At 67.0% G+C, this 25,982-nt stretch carries 18 protein-coding genes and 1 tRNA gene; 12 read left to right on the top strand and 7 right to left on the bottom strand.

Features of this window, described 5'->3' with window-relative positions; genetic code table 11:
- Positions 1-332: 332 nt before the first annotated feature.
- The 3 genes from IE266_RS03210 to IE266_RS03220 form a co-directional block, all read right to left on the bottom strand.
- A tRNA-Arg gene (locus IE266_RS03210) sits at positions 333-409 on the bottom strand.
- 22 nt (positions 410-431) lie between these two features.
- Complete coding sequence (locus IE266_RS03215) at positions 432-911, bottom strand: GNAT family N-acetyltransferase (protein WP_189678584.1); 480 nt, start codon at positions 909-911, stop codon at positions 432-434.
- On the bottom strand, positions 899-1,210 hold the full coding sequence (locus tag IE266_RS03220; RefSeq protein ID WP_189678585.1) for an ETC complex I subunit: 312 nt from the start codon (positions 1,208-1,210) through the stop codon (positions 899-901). Before IE266_RS03220 ends, IE266_RS03215 begins: the two co-directional genes overlap by 13 nt.
- Positions 1,211-1,655: 445 nt before the next feature.
- Between IE266_RS03220 and uvrB the strand changes: the two genes are divergently transcribed.
- Positions 1,656-3,851, top strand: a complete 2,196-nt coding sequence (gene uvrB, locus IE266_RS03225; protein WP_189678586.1) for an excinuclease ABC subunit UvrB — start codon at positions 1,656-1,658, stop codon at positions 3,849-3,851.
- Between the two features lie 53 nt (positions 3,852-3,904).
- Here uvrB and IE266_RS03230 read toward each other — a convergent pair whose 3' ends face one another.
- On the bottom strand, positions 3,905-4,120 hold the full coding sequence (locus IE266_RS03230) for a DUF3892 domain-containing protein (RefSeq protein WP_189678587.1): 216 nt from the start codon (positions 4,118-4,120) through the stop codon (positions 3,905-3,907).
- A 757-nt stretch (positions 4,121-4,877) separates the two neighbouring features.
- Entirely contained in the window at positions 4,878-5,471 is a 594-nt protein-coding gene (locus IE266_RS03235) for a helix-turn-helix domain-containing protein (RefSeq protein ID WP_189678588.1), read from the bottom strand.
- Between the two features lie 159 nt (positions 5,472-5,630).
- Here IE266_RS03235 and IE266_RS03240 point away from each other — a divergent pair, with 159 nt between their 5' ends.
- Genes IE266_RS03240 through IE266_RS03270 form a run of 7 tightly spaced genes read left to right on the top strand, consistent with a single transcriptional unit; the run spans position 5,631 to position 13,455 of the window.
- Complete coding sequence (locus IE266_RS03240; protein WP_189678589.1) at positions 5,631-6,776, top strand: NAD(P)/FAD-dependent oxidoreductase; 1,146 nt, start codon at positions 5,631-5,633, stop codon at positions 6,774-6,776.
- Positions 6,773-8,056: a TRAP transporter large permease gene (locus IE266_RS03245; RefSeq protein ID WP_189678590.1), complete on the top strand. Its 1,284-nt coding sequence runs from the start codon at positions 6,773-6,775 to the stop codon at positions 8,054-8,056. Before IE266_RS03240 ends, IE266_RS03245 begins: the two co-directional genes overlap by 4 nt.
- A gap of 24 nt (positions 8,057-8,080) precedes the next feature.
- A complete protein-coding gene (locus tag IE266_RS03250; RefSeq protein ID WP_189678591.1) occupies positions 8,081-9,049 on the top strand; it encodes a TRAP transporter substrate-binding protein in 969 nt (322 codons plus the stop codon).
- A gap of 2 nt (positions 9,050-9,051) precedes the next feature.
- Positions 9,052-9,606: a TRAP transporter small permease gene (locus IE266_RS03255; protein WP_189678592.1), complete on the top strand. Its 555-nt coding sequence runs from the start codon at positions 9,052-9,054 to the stop codon at positions 9,604-9,606.
- A complete protein-coding gene (locus tag IE266_RS03260) occupies positions 9,603-11,066 on the top strand; it encodes a M81 family metallopeptidase (protein WP_189678593.1) in 1,464 nt (487 codons plus the stop codon). The genes IE266_RS03255 and IE266_RS03260 overlap by 4 nt, the downstream gene beginning before the upstream one ends.
- The gene (locus tag IE266_RS03265) at positions 11,063-12,556 is read left to right on the top strand and encodes an amidohydrolase family protein (protein ID WP_189678594.1); all 1,494 of its coding nucleotides are present in this window, start codon (positions 11,063-11,065) and stop codon (positions 12,554-12,556) included. Before IE266_RS03260 ends, IE266_RS03265 begins: the two co-directional genes overlap by 4 nt.
- Positions 12,553-13,455, top strand: a complete 903-nt coding sequence (locus tag IE266_RS03270; RefSeq protein WP_189678595.1) for a CobW family GTP-binding protein — start codon at positions 12,553-12,555, stop codon at positions 13,453-13,455. Before IE266_RS03265 ends, IE266_RS03270 begins: the two co-directional genes overlap by 4 nt.
- A 1-nt stretch (position 13,456) precedes the next feature.
- Here IE266_RS03270 and IE266_RS03275 read toward each other — a convergent pair whose 3' ends face one another.
- Both IE266_RS03275 and IE266_RS03280 read right to left on the bottom strand, forming a co-directional pair.
- The gene (locus IE266_RS03275; RefSeq protein ID WP_189678596.1) at positions 13,457-15,250 is read right to left on the bottom strand and encodes a patatin-like phospholipase family protein; all 1,794 of its coding nucleotides are present in this window, start codon (positions 15,248-15,250) and stop codon (positions 13,457-13,459) included.
- A gap of 111 nt (positions 15,251-15,361) precedes the next feature.
- Positions 15,362-15,697, bottom strand: coding sequence for a YegP family protein (locus IE266_RS03280; RefSeq protein WP_189678597.1), 336 nt, complete (start codon positions 15,695-15,697; stop codon positions 15,362-15,364).
- Positions 15,698-15,945: 248 nt separating this feature from the next.
- Between IE266_RS03280 and IE266_RS03285 the strand changes: the two genes are divergently transcribed.
- The 4 genes from IE266_RS03285 to IE266_RS03300 all read left to right on the top strand — a co-directional run bounded on the left by IE266_RS03285 (position 15,946) and on the right by IE266_RS03300 (position 25,979).
- Positions 15,946-16,359, top strand: a complete 414-nt coding sequence (locus IE266_RS03285) for a hypothetical protein (protein WP_189678598.1) — start codon at positions 15,946-15,948, stop codon at positions 16,357-16,359.
- 157 nt (positions 16,360-16,516) lie between these two features.
- Positions 16,517-17,494 (top strand): efflux RND transporter periplasmic adaptor subunit, encoded by a 978-nt coding sequence (locus IE266_RS03290; protein WP_189678599.1) that lies wholly within the window; start codon positions 16,517-16,519, stop codon positions 17,492-17,494.
- Positions 17,487-20,684 carry an efflux RND transporter permease subunit gene (locus tag IE266_RS03295; RefSeq protein ID WP_189678600.1) on the top strand — a complete coding sequence of 1,066 codons (3,198 nt, stop codon included), beginning with the start codon at positions 17,487-17,489 and terminating at the stop codon, positions 20,682-20,684. The genes IE266_RS03290 and IE266_RS03295 overlap by 8 nt, the downstream gene beginning before the upstream one ends.
- Before the next feature lie 105 nt (positions 20,685-20,789).
- A complete protein-coding gene (locus tag IE266_RS03300) occupies positions 20,790-25,979 on the top strand; it encodes a hypothetical protein (RefSeq protein ID WP_189678601.1) in 5,190 nt (1,729 codons plus the stop codon).
- Positions 25,980-25,982: the final 3 nt, after the last annotated feature.

The raw sequence follows: 25,982 nt of genomic DNA on the forward strand, positions 1-25,982 counted from the left end.
AACCGGCGAACGGACGCGGTGATGTCGCGACTGAATTCGAATTGTCGCGATGGGCAGGCCGCATTGCAGTGCGCCCACCATTGCAGAAGTCCGGACTGGGTCGGAAGAATCCGCCGTGCTAGCCGCAACTCGCTTGAACGGGGCGCGCTTGGCAATGGTCAATGCTGCAGTCGCCGACTGCTCTAGCCCATCCGCTCCCCGCTGCCTCCAAGCAACACCGCCTCCCTCCCCCGATTCACCAACCAACTGCTTCCTGATTGTTTACTCAAGCCAATCGCTCGCGCCAGGCGCAAAATGTTGACCCATCAAGCAATTGATAATATTGGAATATTTGGCGATCCCTGGAGGACTCGAACCCCCAACCTGCTGATTAGAAGTCAGCTGCTCTATCCAGTTGAGCTAAGGGACCGCACGCGCCCCTTCTGAGGGGTTTAGGCCGTCCGATCAAGAGGCAAGCGCATGAAGGTGCTCTCGACGTCGGCGGCATAGCCGACGTAGGGTGGGCATTCGGTGAAGCCGTGGCGGGCATAGAAGGCGCGGGCGGGGGCGAAGGCGGGGCGGCTGCCGGTTTCCAGCAGCACTTCGGTCATGCCGGCCGCGCGGGCCTCGGCGATCAGGTGGGCGAGCATCCGGTCGGCCAGACCGCGGCCGCGATGGGCCTCGCGCACGTGCATCGACTTGATCTCGCCCTGGCCGTTGCCCAGCGGCTTGAGCGCGCCCATGGCGATGGCGGCATCCTCCTGGAGGATGGCGAAGAAGCGCACGCCGCCGGCAGACAGCAGCTCGGGCGGCAGCGCGTGCACGCTTTCGCGCGGGCTGGTCGCGTGCATCAGCGTAAGATGGGTTTCGATCAGGGGCAGGACGCGCGGGTCGGTCGGCGCGATCCCGACCACATCGCTCAGTGCGTCCATACCGCGCGCCGGTTGGTCGCGAAGTTCTCGCCGTAGCCGCCGGAGCGGACGTTGGGCTTGCGGCTCTTGGGCTCGCTCACCACCGCTTCGATCCCGTTGGCGGCGGCATAGTCGAGCGCCGCTTCCTTGCTCGGGAACTTGAGGCGCACCTGGCTTTGCGTGTCATCGGACGAGGTCCAGCCCATCAGCGGGTCGACGTCGCGCGCGCTGGCTGGGGCGAATTCGAGCACCCAGCTGCGGGTCTTCGCGGTCCCCGATTGCATCGCGTTGCGGGCTGGCTTGTAGATGCGTGCGCGCATGGAAGACTCGTCTCCGTCCGGTGGGTCCGGTCTCTTTTGCCACGACTTGAAGGGCTTGCCAAGCGGGCGCGACGCCGCTGGCACAGGGGACAGGCCGTGTCCCGGTTCAGCGCGCCTTGCGCGCCGCCTTTGCCTCGGCCCGCTTCGGCAGGACCAGCGCCGCGGAAACCAGCGTCAACAGGCAGACCGTCGCCAAGATCGTCATCATTCGGAAGTTTCTCCGCTCAAAGCCGGGACCGAGGCTAGCACGCGTCCAAGTGATTCCCAAAGCCCATCTGCGACCCATTTCGAAACGGCGAACAATCGCCGCTTTATAGCGCGTTTGTTTCCACCGGAGCGGGGATTCGGCCATATTCCACGCCAAATGACCCGACCGGGCGCACCTTCGCACCCCTTGCATTGGAACAAAAAGGGATCAGATTAACGCCTGCAGAAGGAATCGCCCATGCCCCACGCCCATAACGACCGCTCGATGCCGATGATGCAGGCCCTGCCCTCGGGCACCCGCCGCGAGAAGCTGGAGGGCGGGCGCAGGCTGGTCATGCATACCGAGTTCCAGCCGGCGGGCGACCAGCCCACCGCCATCGCCGAGATCACCGAGGCGATCCTGGCGGGCGAGCAGAACCAGGTGCTGCTGGGCGCCACCGGCACCGGCAAGACCTTTACCATGGCCAAGGTGATCGAAGCGACGCAGCGCCCGGCGATCATCCTTGCCCCCAACAAGACGCTGGCGGCGCAGCTTTACGGCGAGTTCAAGGGCTTCTTCCCCGAGAACGCGGTCGAATATTTCGTGTCCTTCTACGACTACTACCAGCCCGAGGCCTATGTGCCGCGCAGCGACACCTACATAGAGAAGGAAAGCCAGATCAACGACCAGATCGACCGGATGCGCCACTCGGCCACCCGGGCGCTGCTGGAGCGGGACGATGTGATCATCGTGGCCTCGGTCTCGTGCATTTACGGTATCGGCTCGGTCGAGACCTACGGGGCGATGACCCAGGACCTGAAGGTCGGCAAGAGCTATGACCAGCGGCAGGTGATGTCCGACCTTGTGGCGCAGCAATACAAGCGCAACGACCAGGCGTTTCAGCGTGGGTCGTTCCGGGTGCGGGGCGACAGCCTCGAGATCTTCCCGGCGCACCTCGAGGACCGGGCCTGGAAGCTGTCGTTCTTCGGCGAGGAGCTGGAGAGCATCACCGAGTTCGACCCGCTGACCGGCGAGAAGACCGGCAGCATGGATCAGATCCGCGTCTATGCGAATTCGCACTACGTGACGCCGAAGCCGACCATGCAGCAGGCGATCGTGAGCATCCGCAAGGAACTGCGCCAGCGGCTCGACCAGCTGGTGAGCGAGGGCAAGCTGCTCGAGGCGCAGCGGCTGGAGCAGCGGACGAATTTCGACCTGGAGATGCTTGAGGCCACCGGGGTCTGCAACGGGATCGAGAACTATTCCCGCTATCTCACCGGCCGCGCGCCGGGCGAACCGCCGCCGACCCTGTTCGAATTCATCCCCGATAATGCCATCGTCTTCGCAGACGAAAGCCACGTCTCGGTGCCGCAGATTGGCGGCATGTATCGCGGTGACTATCGGCGCAAGTTCACCCTGGCCGAGCATGGCTTCCGCCTGCCCAGCTGCATGGACAACCGCCCGCTGAAGTTCGAGGAATGGGACGCCATGCGCCCGCAGTCGGTCTTCGTCTCGGCCACGCCGGCGGCCTGGGAGCTGGAACAGGCGGGCGGGGTCTTTACCGAACAGGTGATCCGCCCGACCGGCCTGCTCGACCCGGTGGTCGAGATCCGGCCGGTCAACACCCAGGTCGACGACCTGCTGGACGAGGTGCGCCGCGTCACCGCCAACGGCTACCGCACGCTGGTGACGACTCTGACCAAGCGCATGGCCGAAGACCTGACCGAATACCTGCACGAACAGGGCATCAAGGTGCGCTACATGCATTCGGACATCGACACGCTGGAGCGTATCGAGATCCTGCGCGACCTGCGTCTGGGGGCCTTCGATGTGCTGGTGGGCATCAACCTGCTGCGCGAGGGGCTGGATATTCCCGAATGCGGGCTGGTGGCGATCCTGGATGCCGACAAGGAGGGCTTCCTGCGCTCGGAAACCTCGCTGATCCAGACCATCGGCCGGGCGGCGCGGAACGCCGAGGGGCGGGTCATCATGTATGCCGACCGCATCACCGGCAGCATGGAGCGCGCGCTGGCCGAGACCGACCGCCGCCGCGCCCGCCAGATCGCCTATAACGAGGAACATGGCATCACCCCGGCCACGGTGAAGAAGAACGTCGAGGACATCCTCGCCGGGCTCTACAAGGGCGATGCCGACATGAGCCGGGTGACGGCAACGGTCGATCCCCGCGTCGCCGGGGGCAACCTGCAGACCGTGCTGGAGGGCCTGCGCACCGACATGCGCAAGGCCGCCGAGAACCTGGAGTTCGAGGAAGCCGCCCGCCTGCGCGACGAGATCAAGCGGCTGGAGGCGGTGGACCTCGCCGTCCACGACGACCCGCTCGCGCGGCAGTCGGCGGTGGAGGCGGCGAGCGAGGCCGCGGTCAAGGGCAAGGGGCGGAGCACGGCGGGGCGTCCGGGGCAGCATGGGGGGAATGTGCGGCGGCGCAAGCGGTAAATCAAGAAAACACTGCCCGGCACAAGTGCAGGGCAGTGTATTTGCAGGCCGGCTTACGGCTTCCGTCGATTAACGTTGTCTGTCGTGCTGCGATCCGGATTGTCGCGTGCATACTCCCGGCCGTTAATGTTCACCACATGAGCGTCGGGATGTTCTCCCCGTTTAATTTCGCTCACAATCTCTCTGCGGCTCACATTTTTCCGGGAACCGACATCGTAGTGCTCGTTGCGACTGCCAGGTCCATCATTGCGTCCAATAATCTTGGTCATGAACGCCACTCCGGATGTTCGGCGGGCGCCACCTCGGTATACCTCTGTCCGGACACAACTTCAGAAACGCGACCTTGGTTGATGGCGCCAAGGTATGCCGAGATTTGCGCCTGATTGAGGGGCGTGTTTTCCCACAACCATTTAATGTGAGACGCTGTTTCCGCTGTCAGCCGCGGACTGCTGTTCTTGGATGGCATAGGATTCCTCCTACGTTGCCGTGAAGGCAGCCGTTGATCCTGTCACCAATCAGCGGTAGGTGTTCCTCGCTAGGGGAGACCAACCAATGGGACAGGACGGCCACTCGGCTGCCGCCATTGTGGCCTCTGAAGGGGCGGGGATGCGAAAGCACCTCGCCCTTTTTCATTGGTTGAACAATAATCAAAGAGGTATGCGACCTCAAGCGAAATTACTTTGTTACGGTTTTTCTCTGCCTTCTGCCGAATTGCCTTATTAATCCGGCCATGTCAAGTAACATTATCGCTGGTAGCGATCCGGGTGCGAGGTGCGCGCTATATGTCGCTGGCAAAGATTGTTGGGGCACAAAATAGCCGATTCGCTCGGTCTGCAAAAGGAACTGGCAGCAAGCGTAGGGTGCGTGCTTGGCGCGCACCGATCCTTCAAGCTGCGGTGCGGTGAAGTGCCCATCACTTCCACTCGGGCCGAGCGCCAGACCGCGGGGCCAGCCCTGCGCCCGCCTGGCGCCTTCGGCTTGATTCCGGGCGCATCGGCGCCTTTGGCTGGGGCAGCCCGCTCTTGCTCAGATGCTCTGCACCTGCGGTTCGGTGCAGATGCAGAGCACCTCGGCCTCGCCATCGCCGGTGCTGAGGTAGCCGTGGCCCATGGCGCTGTCGAGGTAGACGCCGTCGCCCTTGTTCAGGATCACCGGTTCGTAGAATTCGCTGTGCACCTCAACCTGGCCTTCGAGGACGTAGAGGAATTCTTCGCCACCGTGGTGGAACAACTCGCCGAAGCTCTGGATGTCGCGCGCCTTCACGCGGGCGATGATCGGGACGATGAACTTGTTCTTCACCTCGGGGCAGAGGTAGAGGTAGTCGTAGTTCGAGGTGCTGATCAGCGCGCCGTCGCCCTTGAAATAGGGCGAGAAGCGGCTGTTGGGCGTGCTGAGCCGGGCGTTGCCGGTCTCGCCGCCGGTCACCAGGTCGCCGATCTTCACCCCCAGCCCGTCGCAGAGCTTGAGGATCACGTCGAGCGTGGGAGAGAGCGCGCCGTTCTCGATCTTGGAGATGGTCGAGACCGACACATCGGCGCGCTCGGCCAGTTCGGCGAGCGTCATCTGGTCGGCTTTTCGTAGCGATCTCAGACGTTTGCCCACTTCGCTCTTGTATGACATCGGCGCCCTTTCGTCGGTCTGCGGGTGCCATTTTCCCATATTTTCATCAAGGTGCACAGCGCAAAAGCAAGAAAAGTTTCGTATGTGAAAAATTTTCTTGTAATAAAAAATGAATCGGCCAACATGGGGCCCGACTGACATCCTCGAACGGACATACCCATGACAGCAGTGCCCCTCGGAACAGCAGATTTCGCCGTGATCGGCGGGGGGATCGCCGGGGCCTCGGTGGCGAGCGAGCTGGCGGCGCATGGGTCGGTGGTGCTGCTCGAGATGGAGAGCGCGCCGGGCTATCACACCACCGGTCGCTCGGCGGCGGTCTTCGCGCCCTGCTACGGGCCGCAGCCGATCCGCGACCTGACGCGCGCCTCGGAGGCCTTCTTCCGCGCGCCGCCCGAGGGGTTCGCCTCGGTGCCGCTGTTCTCGCCCCGGCCGATCCTGATGATCGCCCGCGAGGACCAGCACGCGGCGCTGGAGGCGCTGATCGCGGCGGTGGAGACGGAGACGGCGGTGCGCCGGCTGTCGGGCGATGCGCTGGCCGAGGTGCAGCCGCTGCTGCGCCCCGGCTATGCCAGCGAGGCGATGCTGGACGAGGCCGGGCAGGACATCGAGGTCAACGCGCTGCACCAGGGGTTCCTGCGGCGGTTCAAGGCGCGGGGCGGCACGGTGCTGACCGGCGCCGAGGTCACGGCGCTGGAACGCGAGGGCGCGGGCTGGCGGATCGGGACGGCCAGGGGTGAACTGACCGCGGGGGTCGTCATCAACGCGGCCGGGGCCTGGGCCGACCGGGTCGGCACGCTGGCCGGGGCCGAGCGCATCGGGCTGGTGCCCAAGCGGCGCACTGCCGCGATGATCGCGGATCACGCCACCATCGACACCGCGCGGCTGCCGATCACCATCGACGCCGAGGAAAAGTTCTACCTCAAGCCCGACGCCGGGCGGCTGCTGATCTCGCCGGCCGACGAAACGCCGTCCGAGCCCTGCGACGCCTGGCCCGAGGAGATGGACATCGCCATCTGCGCCGACCGCATAATGACCGCCTTCGACATCGAGATCCGGCGGATCGAGACCAGCTGGGCGGGGCTGCGCAACTTCGTCGCCGACGGGTCCCCGGTGGTGGGCTATTCCGAAGTGCAGCCGGGCTTCTTCTGGCTGGCCGGGCAGGGCGGATACGGCATCCAGTCCTCGCCCGCTATGGCGCAGTTTGCCGCCTCGGCGGTGCTGGGGCAGGCGCTGCCTGCCCATGTCGCCGACGCCGGGCTTGACCCGGCGCGCCTGCGGCCCGCGCGGCTGGGGGTGGCGGCATGATCTGGCTGGTTCCCCTCGCGGCGGTTGGCTTCCTGGCCTCTGGGCTGGCGCTGGCCTATGTCATCGGCGGCTCGGCGGTGCTCGCCTTCGCGGCGAGTGACAACCTGCGGTACCTGGCGGTGATGCCGCAGAAGATCTTCTCGCAGATCAGCGTCTTCTCGCTGCTGGCGATGCCGCTGTTCATCCTGGCCGGCGAGGTGATGAACCGGGGCGGCGTGACCAAGGCGCTGATCGATGCCTCGATGGCGCTGGTCGGGCGGATGCGCGGCGGGCTGGGGCATGTGAACATCCTGACCTCGGTGTTCTTCGCGGGCATTTCCGGGTCGGCGGTGGCCGATGCGGCGGCGCTGTCGAACACGCTGGTGCCGGCGATGCGCGAGCGGGGTTATACGGCGGCCTATGCCGGGGCGATTACCGCCGCCTCGTCGATCATCGGGCCGATCGTGCCGCCCTCGATCATCCTGATCTTCTACGGCGCGCTGATGCAGACATCGGTGGCGGCGCTCTTCGTGGCGGGGATCCTGCCGGGGTTGGTGCTGGCGCTGGCGCTGTTCATCGTCAACGGCTGGTATGCCTGGAAGGAAGACCATCCGCGGATCGAGAAGGGCGACGCGCCGCGCATCCTGCCCGCGCTCTGGCACGCGGCGCCGGCGATGTGCCTGCCGCTGATCATCGTCGGCGGGATCGTCTTCGGCTGGATGACCCCGACCGAGGCGGCGGCCGTTGCCGTCGTGGCGGCGGCGCTGGTGGCGTGGTTCTACGAGGGGCTGAGCCCGTCGGACATGTGGCATGCGCTGGCGCGCACGGCGGTTCTGACCGGGTCGATCTTCATGATCCTCTGCGCCGTGGCGGCCTTCGGCCACCTGGCCGCGCTGGAGCGGATCCCGCAGGCGGTGGCCGGGCTGGTCGACCAGCTGGGGCTGGGACCGGCGGGCTACCTGCTGGCGATGAACGTGATGTTCATCCTTGCCGGCATGGTGCTGGATGTCACCGTGGCGCTGGCGCTGCTGGTGCCGCTGCTTGCGCCGGTTGCGCTCGCCAATGGCGCCGACCCGGTGCACCTGGGCATCGTCATCTGCTTCAACCTTTCGATCGGCCTGATCTCGCCTCCGCTGGGGGGCTGCCTGCTGATCGTCTCGACCGTCACGGGCGTGCGCTATTGGGAGCTGGCGCGGAAGATCATTCCCTTCGTGATCGTCGAAATCCTGGTCCTGGCGCTGCTCGTGGTGGTGCCCGAGATCAGTCTCGCCCTGCCGCGCCTGATGGGCCTCTGGAACTAGATACCAACAGTGGGAAGAACCAACATGAACCTGAGAACCTGCATCGCCGCGACGGTCGCGGCCCTGGCCCTGGCCCTGCCGGCCGCCGCCGAAGTGAAGATCGCGCTCGACGCGCCGCCGGACCTGGAGAAGTCGGGCACCTATGTCTGGGCCCATGCCTTCGGCGAATACCTCAACAGCCAGGGCCTGAAGGCGGTCGAATACGAGCGCAACGCCCTGGGCGAGGAGGCCGAGCGCCTGGACCAGGTCAGCACCGGGCTGCTCGAGGTATCGATGTCCGATGCCAAGTCGGCCGGGCAGCTTGACGGCACCATCTTCGGCGCGATGATGCCGTTCTTCTTCGAGAACACCGAGCAGCTCGACAAGGCGCTCGACGGCGGGATGCTGGAGCGGATCAACGCCGGCACCCTGCCGCATGGGGTGCGCGTGCTGGATATCGTCTATCTCGGCCAGCCGACCGGCATCTTCACCACCAAGACGCCGATCCGCGCCTTCTCCGACTTCTCGGGCGTGCGGATGCGGGCGCTGGACGAGCTGCAGATCCAGACCTTCGAGGCTTGGGGCGCCAAGGGCACCATCGTGTCCTGGTCGGAAGTGCCGAATGCGCTGCAGACCGGCGTGGCCGATGGCTACATCAACCCGCCGGCGGTGCCGCTGGTCTATGGCCATACCTCCTTCATCAAGTATTTCACCGACGTGAAGATCTCGGCCTCGGTGCGGATCGCGATTGCCTCGGAAGACTGGTACCAGGGCCTGTCCGATGCCGACCGCGCCATCGTCGACGGCGGCGTGAAGGCCGCGCACGAGGCCAACCGCGCCTTCGTGATCGCCGGCGAGAAGGTCTTTGCCGAGCTGTCCGATGCCGGGATCGAGGTCATCACCCTCACTCCGGAAGAGCGCGCCAAGTTCCGCGAAGCCTCGCAGCCGCTCTACGAGAAGGTCGAGATGCCTGCCGGTGCGCTTGACGCCTGGAAGGCCGCGGTCGGCCAGTGAGCATGGGCCGGCATATCGCCCTGGGGCTGGACCGTTTGTCGGTCCAGCTCAATCGCCTGGCCCTGGTCATGGCGGTGATCGCGGTGGCCGTCATGATGGGCGCGGCCTCATGGCAGGTGATCGCCCGATACCTGCTGGCGCAACCGCCGATCTGGACCGAGGAACTCGCGCGGTTCTCGATGGTCTGGGCAGGCATGATGGGGGCCTCCTGCGCCTTCCGTCTCAAGGTCGACCCGATCCTGTTTCCCGAGGCGCTTGCGATGCGCGGGCCGCTCGGGGTCCTGACGACGCTGGTGCGCAGCTTCGGCGCGCTGATATTCGTCCTCGTCACCATCTGGTTCTGCATCTTCGGCGCGGGCATGGACCCTACGCGCGGCTATATCGCCCGGCTGGCCGGACGGCAGGCCGAAACGATGGATCTGCCCATGATGGTCTTCGGCATCGCCATCCCCCTGGCCTTCGCCATCATCGTCATCCACATCCTCGCCGATATCGCCCGGCTGGCGCTGCCAGCCCCGGCGCCATCGGCCGACACAATTCCGGAAACCGCCGCATGAAGATGTTCATGGCCTCGCTGGCCACCGAGTCCAATTCCTTCTCGCCCATCCCGACCGGCTGGAGCGGCTTCAAGGAGAACCTCCACACCAAGCAGGCCTCCTACGGCGAGACCGGCCCCTATGCCACCGCCGTGACGGTCTGGCGGCGGCGGGCCGAGGCGCTGGGCTGGGATGTGGTCGAGGGGCTGGCCACCTATGCGCAGCCCGCCGGGCCGACGGTGCGCTCGGTCTACGAGACCATGCGCGACGATATCCTCGACGACCTGCGCGCGGCGATGCCGGTGGACGTGGTGCTGCTGTCGATGCACGGCGCGATGATCGCCGAGGGCTATGACGACTGCGAGGGCGACCTGCTGACCCGCGCCCGCGAGATCGTCGGGCCGAAGGCGGCGGTGGGGCTGGAGGTCGACCCTCATTGCCACCTGACCGAGGAGATGCTGGCGGCGGCGACGGCGATCATCTGCTACAAGGAATACCCGCACGTCGATATCGCCGAACGGGCCGAGGAACTCTTCACCATCTGCGCCGATGCGATCGAGGGCCGCACCAAGCCGGTGATGCGCGACTACGACTGCCGGATGATGGCGATGTATCACACCCCCTTCGAGCCGGTGCGCGGCTATGTCGACCGCATGTCGGCAATGGAGGGCAAGGACGGGATCCTTTCGGTCTCGCTCGCGCATGGCTTTCCCTGGGGCGACAGCCCGCGCGTGGGCACGCGGACGCTGGTCATCACCGATGGCGACGCCGAGCTTGCCGCCTCGCGGGCGAAGGAACTGGGCCAGGAGTTGTGGGAGCTGCGGCACCAGCTGCGCCGCTTCCCGAGCCTCGAGGCCGGGCTCGACCGCGCGGTTGCGGCCAATGCCTTTCCCGTCGTGCTGGCCGATTTCGCCGACAACGCCGGCGGCGGCGCGCCGTCGGATTCGACCTTCGTGCTGAAGGCGGTGCTGGAGCGCGGCCTGAAGGACGTGGCAATGGCGACCTTCTGGGACCCGGTGCTGGTGACCATGTGCATCGACGCCGGCATCGGCGCGGTGATGCCGGTGCGCGTGGGCGGCAAGATCGGCCCGATGTCGGGCGATCCGGTCGACCTGACGGTGACGGTGCGCGGAATCTGCCACGATGCCAAGCAGCACTTCGGCCCGGCGACCACCGGGCTGGGCGATACCGTCTGGATCGAGGCCGACGGCGTGCATATCGTGCTGTCGACGCGGCGGACCCAGACCTTCCACCCGGAGGTCTTCACCGCGCTGGGGCTGGACCCGAAGACGATGAAATACGTGGTGGTGAAGTCCTCGCAGCATTTCTACGACGCCTTCGCGCCGATTGCCTCGGAGGTGATCCACCTGGCGACGCCGGGGGCGATCCCTCCCGATTACACCATCATCCCCTATACCAAGCGGGACGCCAATTTCTGGCCCAAGACCGAGAACCCCTTTGCCGAGAGTGCCACCGAATGACCTATGACCTGCTGATCCGCAACGGCCGCGTGATCGACCCCGAGACCGGCTTCGACGAGGTCTGCGACGTCGCCATCAGCGGTGGCGAGATCGCCGCCGTGGGCACCGACCTCGGCCCCGCCGCGCGCGAGATCGATGCCACCGGGCTGGTGGTCGCGCCGGGGTTCATCGACCTGCACGCGCATGGCCAATCGGTCGCCGCCGACCGGATGCAGGCCTTTGACGGGGTGACCACCTCGCTGGAGCTGGAAGTCGGCGCGCTGCCGGTGGCCGAGTGGTACGAGCACCAGGCCACGGTGCCGCGGGCGCTGAACTACGGCACCGCCGCCGCCTGGGCCTTTGCCCGGCGCGCGGCCTTCGGTGGCTTCACCCCCGATGGCAAGAAGAACCCCATCGCGCATATGGGCGGCTCCAACGACACCCGCTGGAACACCGAAGCGGCGACGGCAGAGCAGGCCGAGGAGATCGTCGCGCTGACCCGGCAGGCGCTGGAAGAAGGCGCCATCGGGATCGGGATGCCAAACGGCTACCTGACCGGCGCGGGTCTGAAGGAGCTGTCGCTGATCTGCGACCTGGCTGCCGAGTTCGACCGGCCGACCTATACCCATATCGCCTATATGGCCAATACAGACCCTAATAGTTCGGTCGAAAGCTATATCCGGCTGATCGGGTTGGCCGGGGCGACCGGGGCGCATATGCACATCTGCCACCTGAACTCGACCAGCCTGCGCGACATCGACCGCGCGGTCGAGGTGATCGCCAAGGCGCAGGCGCAAGGCTTGCCGGTCACCACCGAAGCCTATCCCTACGGCGCGGGCTCGACTGTGGTCGGCGCCGGGTTCTTCGCCGATCCGAACTTCCGGACCAAGACCGGCAGCGACTACAGCGACATCGAGCTGGTGAAGAACCACCGCCGGTTCACCGACCGCGACGACATCCTGCGCGCGGCGCACGAGAACCCCGCGGACCTGGTGATGTGGCACTATCTCGACGTCGAGGTGAACGCCGAGCACCGCCGGATGCTGGATGCCTCGGTCACCTATCCCGGCGGTTCGATCGCCTCGGACGCGATGCCCTGGGTGCGGCCCGACGGGTCGATCTACGACGGCATGGACTGGCCGCTGCCGCCCGAGGTCTCGGCGCATCCGCGCTCGTCTGGCACCTTCACCCGCTTCCTGCGCGAATACACCCGCGAGCGCGAGACCATGCCGCTGGTCGAGGCGCTGGCGAAATGCACGATCTACCCGGCACAGGTGATCGAACGCTGCGCGCCGCAGATCGCGCGCAAGGCGCGGCTGCGGGCCGGTTTCGATGCCGATATCGTGGTCTTCGATCCGGCGACGATCACCGACCGGGCGACCTTCACCGACATGAACAGGGCCTCGGAAGGGGTGGTTCACCTGCTGGTCGGGGGCACGGCGGTCATCAGTGACGGCACGCTCGACACCGCGGCGGCGCCGGGCCGGGCGATCCGCTGCCCGCAGGGATGAGCGTTCCGGTTCTGCTGGTCACGGGGTTCCTCGGGGCCGGCAAGACGACCTTCATCAACGAGTTGCTGCTGGATGCCGGGGGGATGCGCATTGCCGCCATCGTCAACGACTTCGGCAGCATCAACATCGACGCGACCCTGCTGGAGAGCGCGACCGACGAGGTGATCGGCCTCAAGAACGGCTGCATCTGCTGTTCGCTGCAGGGCGACCTGCTGCGCACGCTGCGCCAGGTGCTGCGCAATGGCAGTCCCGACCTGGTGGTGATCGAGGCGAGCGGTGTGGCCGACCCGGCGGGGATCGCGCAGGCGCTGATGGACCCGGTGCTGATCGGGGCGGCGGCGCTCGACAGCATCGTCTGCATCGTCGATGCCGAGGATCTGGCGAATGACCCGGCGCGCTGGCAGGACCCGCTCTGGCGGGCGCAGCTGGCGGCGGCGGATGTCGTGCAACTGAGCAAGGTAACGCCGGGCGACGGCCTCGACAGCGTGGTCGCGCGGCTGGGCGCACTGGGGAAGGTTGCGCTGGGTGCGGACGGCTCGACCCTGGCGGTGCGCGACCTGATCGGGCGGGCCGGGGTGCGGCTGGTGCCGGGGCGGCGGCCGGTGCTGGACAGCGGACGTTTCGCCAGCCTGGAGTGGACCTGCGCGGGCACCGTGCCGATGGCGGCCTTCCAGCAGGTGATCGGGCGGCTTTCGGGCAGCCTGCTGCGGGCCAAGGGCCTGATCCGCTTCACCGAGAAGCCGGGCGACTGCCTGCTGTTCCAGATGGTCGGCAAGCGGGCGAGCCTCAGCCCCAGCGGGCTGGACCTGCCCGGCTGCCGGCTGGTGCTGATCGGCGATGCTTCGGCCTTCGACACCGAGGCGGCGCGCGCCGCGCTGGAGGCGCTGGCGCAGGAGTAAGCTAGCGACGGCGCGGTGGGGCAGCGGCCAGCAAGGCCCCGTGTAGAGCCTTGTTTTCGACCTCCAGCGCGGCCCAGCCCTGGCGGGCATGGCGCTCGGCTGGGGCGATCAGGTCGAAGGCGTCCTTCCAGTTCATGAAGCCCATCTGCTCGGACAGCGGCGGGGTGATGCGCCAGTCGCGCGGGCCGGGCGTTTCCGGGCGCGAGGACTGGCCGGCCATCATCGAACGGATGATCGTCTCGGTCACGCCGGGGGCCGGGGAGGCGCGCCAGCCGCGCGGGTGCAGCATGGCGAGCAGCAGCCCGGCGCGGCCGGGGATGCGGTCATAGGCCCAGCCCCGTTCCGGTGGGCGGGCGCGGGCCAGCGAAACGACGACATTCGGCCCGGCCTTGATGTCATGCATGGCGCGGTAGGGCAGGTTGTCGAGGATGCCGCCGTCGACCAGCAGCGCGCCGTCGGGACGGATGAAGGGCGGCAGGATGCCGGGCAGGGCGCTCGAGGCGCGGATCGCCTGCCAGAGCGGCCCCTGGCGGATGATCTCGGCGCTGTTGGTGCCGAGGTTGGCGGCCACCGCGTAGAAGGGCAGCCACATGTCGGCCACGTCGAGCGTGCCGAAATGTTCGGCCAGCTTGGCGTCGAAGACCTTGTGGTCGAGCAGGGCATAGCGCGGCAGGGTCACGCGGCGCAGGGCGCGGCTGGTCAGGAAGATGTCGGTGGTGCGGCGGGTCAGCTCCTCGCCGGCAATGCCGAGCGCAAAGGCCGCGCCCATCGCGCTGCCGACGCTGGTGCCGCCGAAGATGTCGAACCCCAGTCCTACCCCTGTTAGAGCCTGATAGGTGCCGATATGCGCCACGCCATAGGCGCCGCCGCCCGAGAGCACCAGGCCCACCGCATTGCCGGTGAGGAAGCGGGCCAGGCGGCGGATATCGCTGGTGCCGGTCAGCGCGACATGGTGGTGCATCGCCACCCGGCGGGCGTCGAGCCAGGCGGCGGTGCCGGCGACCACGGTGTGCCGGCGCGGGTGCAGCAGCACCAGGCGGCGCTGGTCGCGGGGGATCTGGGCCAGGGCGAAGCGTTCGATCGGGGCCAACGGCGGCGGAGTGCCGGCCTCGCCCAGGATCAGCACCTGGTCGGCCTGGCGCACGATGGCCTGCTGCCAGTCGTCATCGCCCGGTTCGGGGAGGTAGAGCGTCACCTCGCGCTCGCGCTCGGTGCGGCTGAACCAGTCGACCGCCTCGAGGCTGTCGGGCGCGGCGCCGGGCATGGCGGCACGGAAGGTGGCGCGCGAGACCGCCTGCGCGGGGACCAGCGCGGCGACGGCATTGGCGAGACGGTCGGCGATGCGGGCGGGCAGCAGCCGGTCGGCGGCGCCGATCAGCGCGATGGTGCGTGGCCGCGTCCGCTCGCGCCGGGCGATGTCGGGGGTCTGGAAGCGTTCGGCAAAGCGCGAGGCCAGTTCGGCGATGATCCCGTCGCGGAAGCCGGGGTGGCGGGCGCAGAGGCTGTCGTAATCCTCGCGCGTCAGGCGCAGCACCAGGCTGTCGCGGAAGGCCACCACCGAGGCGGTGCGGGCCGCGCCGGTGAAGAAGCCGATGTCGCCGACCACGCTGCCCGGTTCGATGGTGCCGATGGTGGCGCCGTCGCGTTCCACCCGGAAGCGGCCGGCGAGCACGAAGTAGATGGCGTCGGAGGGGGCGTTCTGGCGGATAAGGGTCTCGCCACGGGCGATGCGCAGGCTGCCGAGGTCGGCCAGCGTCACGCCGTTGGACATCAGTATGTCAAGCAGGCGCGCCATGGCCCGGTGTCCGCCTTTCCCTGGCTGTCAGCGCGCCGGGCAAGGGCCCGGCGGCCGGTTGCGCCCGGTCCAGCAACGGACCGGGCCGGTTCCAAAGGCCGGACGGCGCGGTCAGGCGGTCTGGTCGACGACCTGGGCGTCGGGGGCGTTCTTCTTGACCGACTCGATGCCGTTGTCGCGCGACGAGGCGCTGGAATAGGTCTCGCTGGTGCCGATCACCTGGCCGTTGGTGGCCTTGAGGTTGAACATCGGCTTGCCCGAGGAGCTGTCCTTGCGCTCGTAGCGTTCATCGACCGGCGCGTTCTTCTTTACCGACTCGATGCCGTTGGTGGCGCTGGCCTTCTGCTTGTAGCCTTCGCTGACAAGGATGATCTCGCCGTTGCCGGCCTTGAGCCGGAAGCGGTATTCGCCGGCCTTGTCCTGATAGAGTTCAAATTTGCCTGCCATAAGAGGGTCCTTCCTGTAGCTCTGCCAATGGCGCGAGTTGACGGTAATCCGGACAATTTGGCAAGCGCGGGCCATGCTGCGCTGCGGCGTTTGCGGGATGCTGCAATTGCAGCATGGATGCCCGGCTATTGGGCAGTTCGAACGGGATGCGACGAGTTTTAAGCATTCGGGCGGCGGCGTTGGTGAAGCGTTGACGTTAGGGGAGCATCATCGCTGCGGGAGGTGTCGAGCAGAAAGGAACGTCAACAATGACAAGGATGACTGGGCACCGGCGGCGTGGCCGCCTTCTGTTTCCGGCCCTGGTGGTGCTGGCCGGGCTGTTCATCGCGGCGGGCGCGCGGGCCGAAGGCATCCGCGGGCTGTTCTGCAATACCCATGCCGAGATCGACGCCGCGGTCGAACTGATGGCGGCGGGCCGCTCGCCGGAAAGCGCGGCGGCGCTGATGAACGTCGACGCGATGCGCTGCACCTATGTCGACGCGATCCGCTACGTGCTGGCGCAGACGGTGGTCGCCGGCGGCAGCGGCGGGCACACGATCTACCGGGCGCGGCTGACCGGCGTCGAAGTGGGCGGACGGCTGGTCAATGTGTCGCCGCCGGCCGAGCTGTTCTTCATCACGCCGGATGTGGCGCAGCTGGCTGCGCTGGGGCGCGACGCCTGATCGCGCCCTGATGCGGTGATTTTCTGCGTGGACTGCGCGGAATACCGTTGCATGATGCAACGGTAGAGCGCATATACACTTTCAACTTTTTGAATATGTATGCGGCGGCGCCGTGAAACGGATTTGCCGCCGCTCCGGACAGAAAAGGATTACCGCGATGCTGCGTCTTGCCGCGATTGCCCTGACGGTTCTTCTTGCCGCGCCACCGCTGCTGGCCCAGGACCTGGGCCAGGTGCAAAGGGTCTCGCTGACCAGCTGGAAATCGGTCTTTGGCCGCATCGAGGCGCGTGACCGCATTCCGGCGCGGGCGCGGCTAGGCGGGACACTGGTCGAGATCAGCGTCGCCGAGGGGTCGAAGGTGACCGCGGGGCAGACCATCGGGGTCATCACCGATGAAAAGCTGAACCTGCAGCTCGACGCAGTCGACGCGCAGATCCGGGCGCTGGAGTCGCAGCTGGAAAATGCCCGCACCGAGCTGAAGCGGGGCGAGAGCCTGGTGGACCGGGGCGTCACCACGGCGCAGCGGCTCGACCAGCTGCGCACCGATGTGCAGGTGCTGGAAGGGCAGGTCGACGCGGCCAAGGCCGAACGTGATGTGCTGGTTCAGCGCGAGGCCGAGGGCACGGTGGTCGCACCGATTGCCGGGACGGTGCTGGATGTCCCGGTCACTTCGGGTTCGGTTGTGATGGCCGGCGAGGTGGTCGCGCAGATCGGCGGCGGCGGGTTCTTCCTGCGCCTTGCCATCCCCGAGCGCCACGCGACGGCGCTGGAAGAAGGCGCCGAGATCCGGGTGTCGGAGGGCGCGGACGAACGCAAGGGCACGCTCGCCAAGGTCTATCCGCTGATCGAGAACGGCCGGGTGATCGCCGATGTCGAGGTCGAGGGGCTGCCGACCGATTTCGTCGATGCGCGGGTGCCGGTGCGCCTGCCGGTCGGCACAATCGAGGCGCTGGTGGTGCCTCAAAGCGCGGTGCAGAGCCGCATGGGCCTCGATTTCGTGACCGTGGCCGGGCCCGGCGGCGCGCCGCGCGAGCGGGCGGTGGTGATCGGCCGGCCTGTCGAGGTCGATGGGGTGAAGATGGTGGAGATCCTCTCGGGCCTGACCGAAGGCGAGACGCTGGTGCGCCATGAGTGAACACCCTGAAAAGCTGGGCCTGGCCGGCGGGCTGACCCGCAGCTTCATCCGTTCCGCGCTGACGCCGCTGATGATCCTTGCCGCGCTGGCGGTGGGGCTGGTGGCGCTGGTCAGCCTGCCGCGCGAGGAAGAGCCGCAGATCTCGGTGCCGCTGGTCGATATTCACATCCAGGCGCCGGGGCTGAAGGCCGAGGACGCGGTGAAGCTGGTGACCGAGCCGATGGAGGCCATTGTCAAGGGCATCAGCGGGGTCGAGCACGTCTATTCCCAGACCCGCGACGACTACGCGATGGTAACGGCCCGCTTTGTCGTCGGCACCTCGGCCGATGCGGCAATCCTGCGGGTGCATGACAAGATCCGCGCGAATTTCGACCGTATCCCGGTGGGCATCGCCGAACCGCTGATCGTCGGGCGGGGTATCGACGACGTCGCCATCGTGGCGCTTACCTTCTCGCCTGCCGAGGGCGCCGAGGTGAGCGCCAGCGACCTCACCCGGATCGCGCGCGAGGTGCAGGTGGACCTGTCGAAGATCGCCGATGTCGGGCTGACCTATATCGTCGGCGCCGCCGAGGAGGCGATCCGGGTCGAGCCAGACCCCGAGCGGCTGGCGCTATACGGCGTGACGCTGCAACAGCTGGCCGGCAAGATCGAGAGCGCCAACCGCGCCTTCTCGACCGGGACGGTGCGCGACGGGGGGCAGCAGATCGGGCTGGTGGCGGGCGAGACGCTGCAGGGCGTGAACGAGATCGGCAACCTGCTGCTGACCACGCGCGACAACCGCCCCGTCTATGTCCGCGACGTGGCGACGGTGCGCTTCGTTCCCGATACCTCGGACAGCCTGGTCGCCCATGTGACGCGCGGCCCCGAGGGGGTGAACCGGGTGCCCGCGGTGACGCTGGCGGTGGCCAAGCGCGGCGGGGCCAATGCGGTCACGGTGGCCGAAAAGGTCCTGCATAGGGTCGAATTGCTGGAAGGCCGGATGATCCCGGACACCGTGCATGTGACGGTGACGCGCGACTATGGCGAGACCGCCAACGAGAAGGCGAACGAGCTGCTGTTCCACCTCGGGCTGGCGACGGTTTCCATCGTCGGGCTCGTCCTGCTGGCCATCGGCTGGCGCGAGTCGATCGTGGTGGCGGTAGTGATCCCGGTGACGATCCTGCTGACGCTCTTCGCGGCCTGGATCATGGGCTATACGCTGAACCGCGTCTCGCTGTTCGCTCTGATCTTCTCCATCGGGATCCTGGTCGACGACGCCATCGTGGTGATCGAGAACATCGCCCGGCACTGGGCGATGCCCGACGGGGCAAGCCGGACGGCCAAGGCGATCCGCGCCGTGGCAGAGGTGGGCAACCCGACCATCGTGGCGACGCTGACGGTGGTGGCGGCGCTGCTGCCGATGCTCTTCGTTTCGGGGCTGATGGGGCCCTACATGAGCCCGATCCCGGCGGTGGCCTCGGCGGCGATGGTGTTTTCCTTCTTCGTCGCGGTGATCATCACGCCCTGGCTGATGGCCAGGATCGCCGGCAATGCGCCTGCGCATGGCGGTGACGAGCACGCCCATGGCGGCGGAACGCTGGGCCGGGTCTATGCCGCCGTGGCGCGGCCGATCCTGGCGACCAGGGCGGGCAGCCTGACCTTCCTGCTGGTGACGGTGGTGCTGTCCTTCGGCTCGCTCGGGCTGCTCTATACCAAGGACGTGACGGTCAAGCTGCTGCCCTTCGACAACAAGTCGGAGCTGGCGGTGGTGATCGACCTGCCCGAGGGCGCCTCGGTCGAGGCGACCGACCGGGTGGCGCAGGACGTGGCGGCGGCGGTGCTGCAGGTGCCCGAGGTGATGTCGGTGCAGACCCATGCAGGCGATGCGGCGCCGTTCAACTTCAACGGGCTTGTTAGACACTACTATTTGCGGGCCGAGCCGAACCTAGGCGATGTGCAGATCAACCTCACGCCCAAGGGCGAACGCGACCGCACCAGCCATGACATCGCGCTGGAGATACGGTCGCTGGTCGCGGCCATCGCGGTGCCCGAGGGCACCAGCGTCAAGACCGTCGAACCGCCGCCTGGCCCGCCGGTGATCGCCACGCTGCTGGCCGAGGTCTATGGCCCGGATGCCGAGACGCGGCGGGCGGCGGCGACCCGTGTGCGCGAGGCCTTTGGCAAGGTGCCCTTCGTTGTCGATACCGATGACGGCTTCGGCGTGCAGGCGCGGCGGCTGCGGGCGACGATCTCGACCGACCAGCTGGAGTTCTTCGGGGTCGAGGAGGCGGATGTCTTCACCACGCTGGCGGTGCTGAACCAGGGCAAGACGGTGGGCTATTCGCACCGTGGCGGCGGGCGCTATCCCATTCCCATCGTGATGGCGCGCGACAAGGCCGACCGGGTGGTCGACGAACGCTTCCTGTCCACCCCGATCCCGGCCAACGTGCTGCCGGGCGCGCGCGGCGTGGTGGAACTGGGCGATGTGGTGAACATCGCCGAGGAACAGGCGTCGTTCCCGATCTTCCGCCACAACGGCCGCGCCGCCGAGATGGTGATGGCCGAACTGGCTGGCGATTTCGAGGCGCCGCTCTACGGGATGCTGGCGGTGGCCGAGGAGATTGACCGGATGGACTGGCCCGAGGGCATGAAGCCCACGATCAAGCTGGCCGGGCAGCCCGAGGACGAGTCGGGCGTGACCCTGCTCTGGGACGGCGAATGGGAGGTGACGGTCATCACCTTCCGCGACATGGGCGCGGCCTTTGCGGTGGCGCTGCTGGGCATCTACATCCTGGTGGTGGCGCAGTTCGGGTCGTTCAAACTGCCGCTGGTGATCCTGACGCCGATCCCGCTGACCTTCCTGGGCATCATGGTCGGGCACCGGCTGTTCAACGCGCCCTTCTCGGCGCCCTCGATGATCGGTTTCATCGCGCTGGCGGGCATCATCGTGCGCAACTCGATCCTGCTGGTCGACTTCATCCGCCACACCGACCCCGCGGGGCGCAGCCAGGTCGATATCCTGATCGAGGCCGGGGCGATCCGGTTCAAGCCGATCCTGCTGACGGCGGTGGCGGCGATGATCGGCGCGGTGGTGATCCTGGCCGACCCGATCTTCCAGGGGTTGGCGATCTCGCTGCTGTTCGGGCTGCTGAGTTCGACCCTGCTTACGGTGCTGGTCATCCCGGCGATCTATCGGGTGTTCCGGGGCTGACGGGAAGCTGACCCAAAGGCAGCGCGCGCTCCGGTTGTGCTGGACGCGCGTACGCAAGCGTGACTAAGTGTGCGCATTGTTGTTGCCTATGTTGGGAGAGCGGCCATGACCGGCGCATTGACACCGAAGCAGATAGAGTTCCTGGAGACATATGTCGGCATCCCGAAATTCTTCGGCCGCTCCAAGGCCAAGGATCTGCGGGCGCAATACGAGGTCGAGTTCGACCGCTTCAACATCCGGCGCGACTGGGTCGAGGGACAGATCGACACCGTCGCCGATGCCGAAGTCGCCAAGCTGATGAAGCTTGAGCTGGCCAAGGCGGAAGAGATCATCATGGCCGGCGGCAAGACGCCGGATTTCGACGGCGGGCACCGCCACCTGGTGGCGGTGAACCAGAGTGTCGAGGCGCAGCGCCTGATCGAACGGGTGCGGGCGCGCGAGGCGGTCGTCAAGGTGATGGTCGAGAACGCGCTGGCCGCGCCGTCGGACAAGCAGGACGAGATCCGGATGCTCTGGACCTATGCCACCGAGAACATCGCGGCGGGGGTCAAGGCGGTCAGCATCGACAAGCTGAACTCGGCGCTGACGGCGATGGACAAGCTTCCGGGCGTGATCGCCGCGGCTGTGTCGCTGAGCGCCGCGATTGCCAACGCTCAGGGCGCGCAGCTGGTGTCCGAGGCGAAGACCGTGCAGGCCAAGGCGCTGGCCGACCTGCTGGCCGCCGAGGCGCGCCTGACCAATTCCGAGGCCGCGTTCAAGACCGGGTTCGACAATTCGGTTCCGGCAACCCTGGCGCAGAAGGCGGCTGAGATCCGCCAGCTGATCGACGGGGCGCCGAAGGATGACGCCTCGGTCTCGGGCGGTGATTTCGAGGCCGAGGCCAAGGCGATCCGGGACCATGCGGACGTCGTGGCCAAGGCGGCGGCGGAAGCGGTGGTCAAGCTGAACGAGCTGGATGCGGCGGCCAAGACGCCGCTGGAGCAGTTCGCCCAGTGGAAGGCCGACCGCGCCGCCTTCGAGCCGAAGCTCGCCACGCTGAACCGGCACCCGGGCAAGGCGCATCCGCAGGTTGCGCCCGACGTTGCGGCGATCACCAACGCCTTCAACATTGCCAAGGGCAAGCTGACGACCTGGGACTATGCCGGGGCCATCGCCGATCTGGGGCCGTTGCCGCAGAAGGTGGATGAGGCGATCAAGAAAGCCGACGACTACGCCAAGCTGCAAGCGGTCTCGCAGCAGCGGCTGGATTCGGTCAACAGCCTGCGGAATCCGACGGCGCTGGCCCACAACCAGGCCAAGACGGCGATCCAGGAAGCCAAGGATCTCTACGCCGACGCAGTCCGCGAGTTCAACGCCGGGGACGTGCGAAAGACGATGGCCGCGCTCGACAAGATCCCGCCGTCGGTCGACAGGGCGACCCACCTGGGCAACCTCTCGGTCGAATATACCAACGGCTATGCCAGCTATGGCCAGACGCTGACCGATTGCGAAAACAAGGTGAAGGCGATCAACGATGTCGCCATCAAGGGCACGCTGACAACGGCGATCAAGAAGGCCAGGGATTTCTGGACCGCCAATGCCTGCGGGCCGGATGGCGACCTGACCCAGGCGATGCAGAAGCTGACCAGCTTCTATCGCGCCACCTCGACGCTGACGGCGCAGGTCGCCGATGCCGAAGCCTACCTGGCCGAGCTGAAGGCCTTCAAGGAACGGCTCAAGGCCGTGGCCGACCGGGATGCCGACAATGGCCGGATCGCCATCGAGGAATATTACCTCCGTCTCCAGGCGGACGAGACCTTTGCCCGCGCCAAGGCAGCGAGCTTTGACTGGGCCTTTGCGTCCAAGGTGCTGAAGGCGACCGAGGGCAAGCTGCAGACCGAGGCCCTTGCGCTGGCGGATCTCGCCAAGGACTTCATCGCGCGCAAGAAGGCGCTGAACGAGCAGATCGTCGAACTGCGGAAGAAGGAGCACGCCGACAAGGCCGAGACCGCCATCGCGCGGGTGGCCGAGCTGGTGGCGAGTGCGACCGACACGGCAGTGACGGGCAAGAACTGGCAGGGTGGGCTGACCACCATCGCCGCCGCCGAGAAGCAGGCCGAACTGGCCGAGCGGCTGCTCACCGATGCCGCCGATATCGCTTCGGCCAAGGACGACACGGCGCATGAGGGCGTCGGGGATGCCGGGGGGGTCGAGAAGGCCTTTGCCAACTTCCAGGCGGTGCATGGCAAGGTTCTGGGCAAGGATGATGGCACCTTCGCGGCCAAGCTCGGCACCATCCTGCAGAAGGCGACCGAGGCCAAGGCCAAGGCCGCCGGTGCAACGCCGGATTTTGCCGCGGCGGCCGAGGGCATTAAGACCGCGCTGGCCGAGGCCGAGGCGGTCTTTGCCGAGATCGCCGCCAAGCGCGGCTATGCCGACCGGCTGGCGATGGTGAAGGGCGCCCATACCGGCACCCTGCCGGGGCTGAGCACGGATGACTGCATCAAGCCCGAGATCGACGATATCGGCACCGCGATCACCGAGGCCGAGACGCTGGCCAAGGCCCCGACGCTCGATTTCCCCGGCGCCGATGCCAAGCTGACCGCCGCACTGGCGATCATGCGCAAGGCCGAGGTCAACGCCGCCGCCTATGGCCGGCTCAAGCCGAACCGCGACACCATCGACACGCTGCTTACCTATATCGAGGACCCGGTCCGCAAGGACGGGGTCGACGAGGAGATCAAGCGGCTCAAGGCGATCAAGAAGGATATCGCCGACGCCATCACCGCGCGCGACTTCGCCAAGGCCGAGGCCAAGGCCAAGGAAGGCGCGGGGCTGGACGCGGGGTATCGGGTGATCGCCGACGACTACAAGGCCGCCGTCGACCAGCGCAAGTCGATGATCACCGACCAGCTGCACTACCTCCAGGGCCTTCCCGAGGTGGCCGGCGAACTGGCGCAGGTCATGGCGCTGGACGCCTCGGTGGTCGAGCTGATGACGGCCCGCGCCTATAAGGCGGCCAAGAACGTGGCCAACAACGCGGCCAACGTGATCGTCAAGGGATACTACATCAACCAGGACTTCCAGGCCTGGGGGCCGAGCAAGACCGCCGGCGAGACCGCTCATGCCGACGTGCACGCGCGCGACAGCGGCGGGATCGCCGCCATCACGGCGCTGGTCGCGAAGATGGACAGCGAATTCCAGAAGGCGGCCAAGGCCGCGGGCGAGCGCAACTACAAGACCGCCAAGACCTGGATGGACAAGGTCATCGCCACCGCGCTGCTGATCGAGCCGCACCTGGCACGGATGGAGGATTGCCGCACCCAGCGCGAGGAGGCCGAGAAGGCGGTGGCCGATGTCGGCAAGCTTGCGAACCAGGCGGCGATCGAGCCTCTGGTGGCGCGGCTCGGCGGCAAGCAGGCGAATGCGATCAAGCTCTTCGATGCCGGCGATTTCGCCGCCGCCAAGACCCTGTTCACCGAGATCAAGGCCGATTGCCAGACCGCCATCGACGCGGCGGCGAAACAGGCGGAATACGTGACGCTGAACGACGAGGTGAAGACGCTCGCCGGCACCGATACCCAGGGCGTCAAGGATGCGCTGGCCAAGGCCAAGACCCACGTGGCCGAGTTGCGGGCGATGCCCGAGGGGCTTTACGTCATCGCCGACGTGATCGCTGCCGAGACCGCCATCAAGGCCGCCGAGAAGGCGCTGGGCGAGGGCAGCACCGACGACACCGCCAAGGACAAGGTGGTCGAGGCGATGGACGCCTGCGCGCGGGGCCGCGTGAATATCGGCCACTATACCCAGTTCGTCCAATCGGCCGATTACGCGCGCCAGCACATCGCCGATTTCCTGTCGAACCACAGCGCGGCCGATTTCGTGAAGGCCGACATGGAGGCGCTGCGCGGCAAGGTCGACGAGACGATCCTGGCGCTGCGCGGCACGCCCTCCAAGCGCGGCGATGCGCAGACGGCTATCGAGGAGGTGATGGCCGAGTTCCACCGCCTGCGCGGCATCGCCGACTCCCGCAAGCTCTACCTGCCGCTGCGCGACAAGGTGTCGAACGACCTGCTGGTGATGGAGCGCGATGACGGCCGCTATGCCATCGGCGACCAGATCGCGGCCGTTAAGACCAAGCTTCAGACCGCCGATGCCGCCTCGCAGGCGCGCGACCACGACCGCGGGATGAAGCTGATCGAAGAGGCGCGCAGCGAACAGCTCGACGCGCTGCTCAAGGCCAAGATGTCGCGCGGGGCGGTGCCGCCGGCCAACGAGATCAAGGCGATCCTCGAAGGGCCGAACGGTGTCGACCGGCTGGATGCCATCGTCGAATCGCTCGACCCGGTGGCGCAGCGCAGCGTTCTGAACGCCGCCTTCGAGGCGCGGTACGGCTGCAAGCTGAACATCTTCAACAACAATGCCCACGAGAAGCAGCTCGAAGCCTGGATGAAGGCCAACCCCAACGCCAGCGCGACGCAGATCGAGACCAAGCGCAACCAACTGCGGGCGGCGAATGTCTCGGTGGACGCTGGCCAGAAGGGTCCGAACATCAAGCGGTTCTACGAGGTGATGGACGAGCTGCCCGAGAGCGCGACGCTGGAAAACGACTCGATGATCATCTTCACCACCAACGAGGGGCCGGCGACCGGGTCGGACTACAACGGCGGCTCGAAGGAGGTGACCATGCGCGAGGGCAATGCCAGCGACAGCACCTACTACGGGCTGACGCTGCCGCATGAGCTCGAATCCGTGGACGCGGGTTGCGAGCTCGATCCGGGCGAGGAGATGACCTATTTCGCCTGGAACACGCTGCACGAGGTCGGCCACGCGGTGGACGACCGGGCGAGCTATATGGACCGCAACGGCAAGACGCTGGCCGGCTGGGAATACTACGGTGGCAACGTGCTTCCGGCCGCCAAGGCGATTGCCGGCAAGCTGGAATTCGACCCGGCCTATGTCGCCGCGATCATGAGCGGCGACGACAATGCGGCGGTGCCCGAGCCGCAGGGCTGCGAGCCCGAGGAATGGGAACGCCGACGCGCCGGGGTGAAGGTCTGGGTCGACCGGATCCGCAGCGGCAAGGATCCGTGGCAGACCGCCAGCGGCGCCAAGGCGGCCGAGGTCGACGGGATCGTCTACCAGGAAAGCTACGAGGGCACCTGGACGAGCTACCCGATCGCGCAGCGCTCCAAGGGGGTCAGCGGCTATCAGTTCCGCGCCCCGGGCGAGTGGTTCGCCGAACTCTATGCCGCCTACCACAGCGGCAAGATGAAGACGAGCCACCCGGCCTACAACTGGATCAAGGACCTCTGAAGG

This window comes from Seohaeicola zhoushanensis, assembly GCF_014656415.1.
Lineage (GTDB): Bacteria > Pseudomonadota > Alphaproteobacteria > Rhodobacterales > Rhodobacteraceae > Seohaeicola_A > Seohaeicola_A zhoushanensis.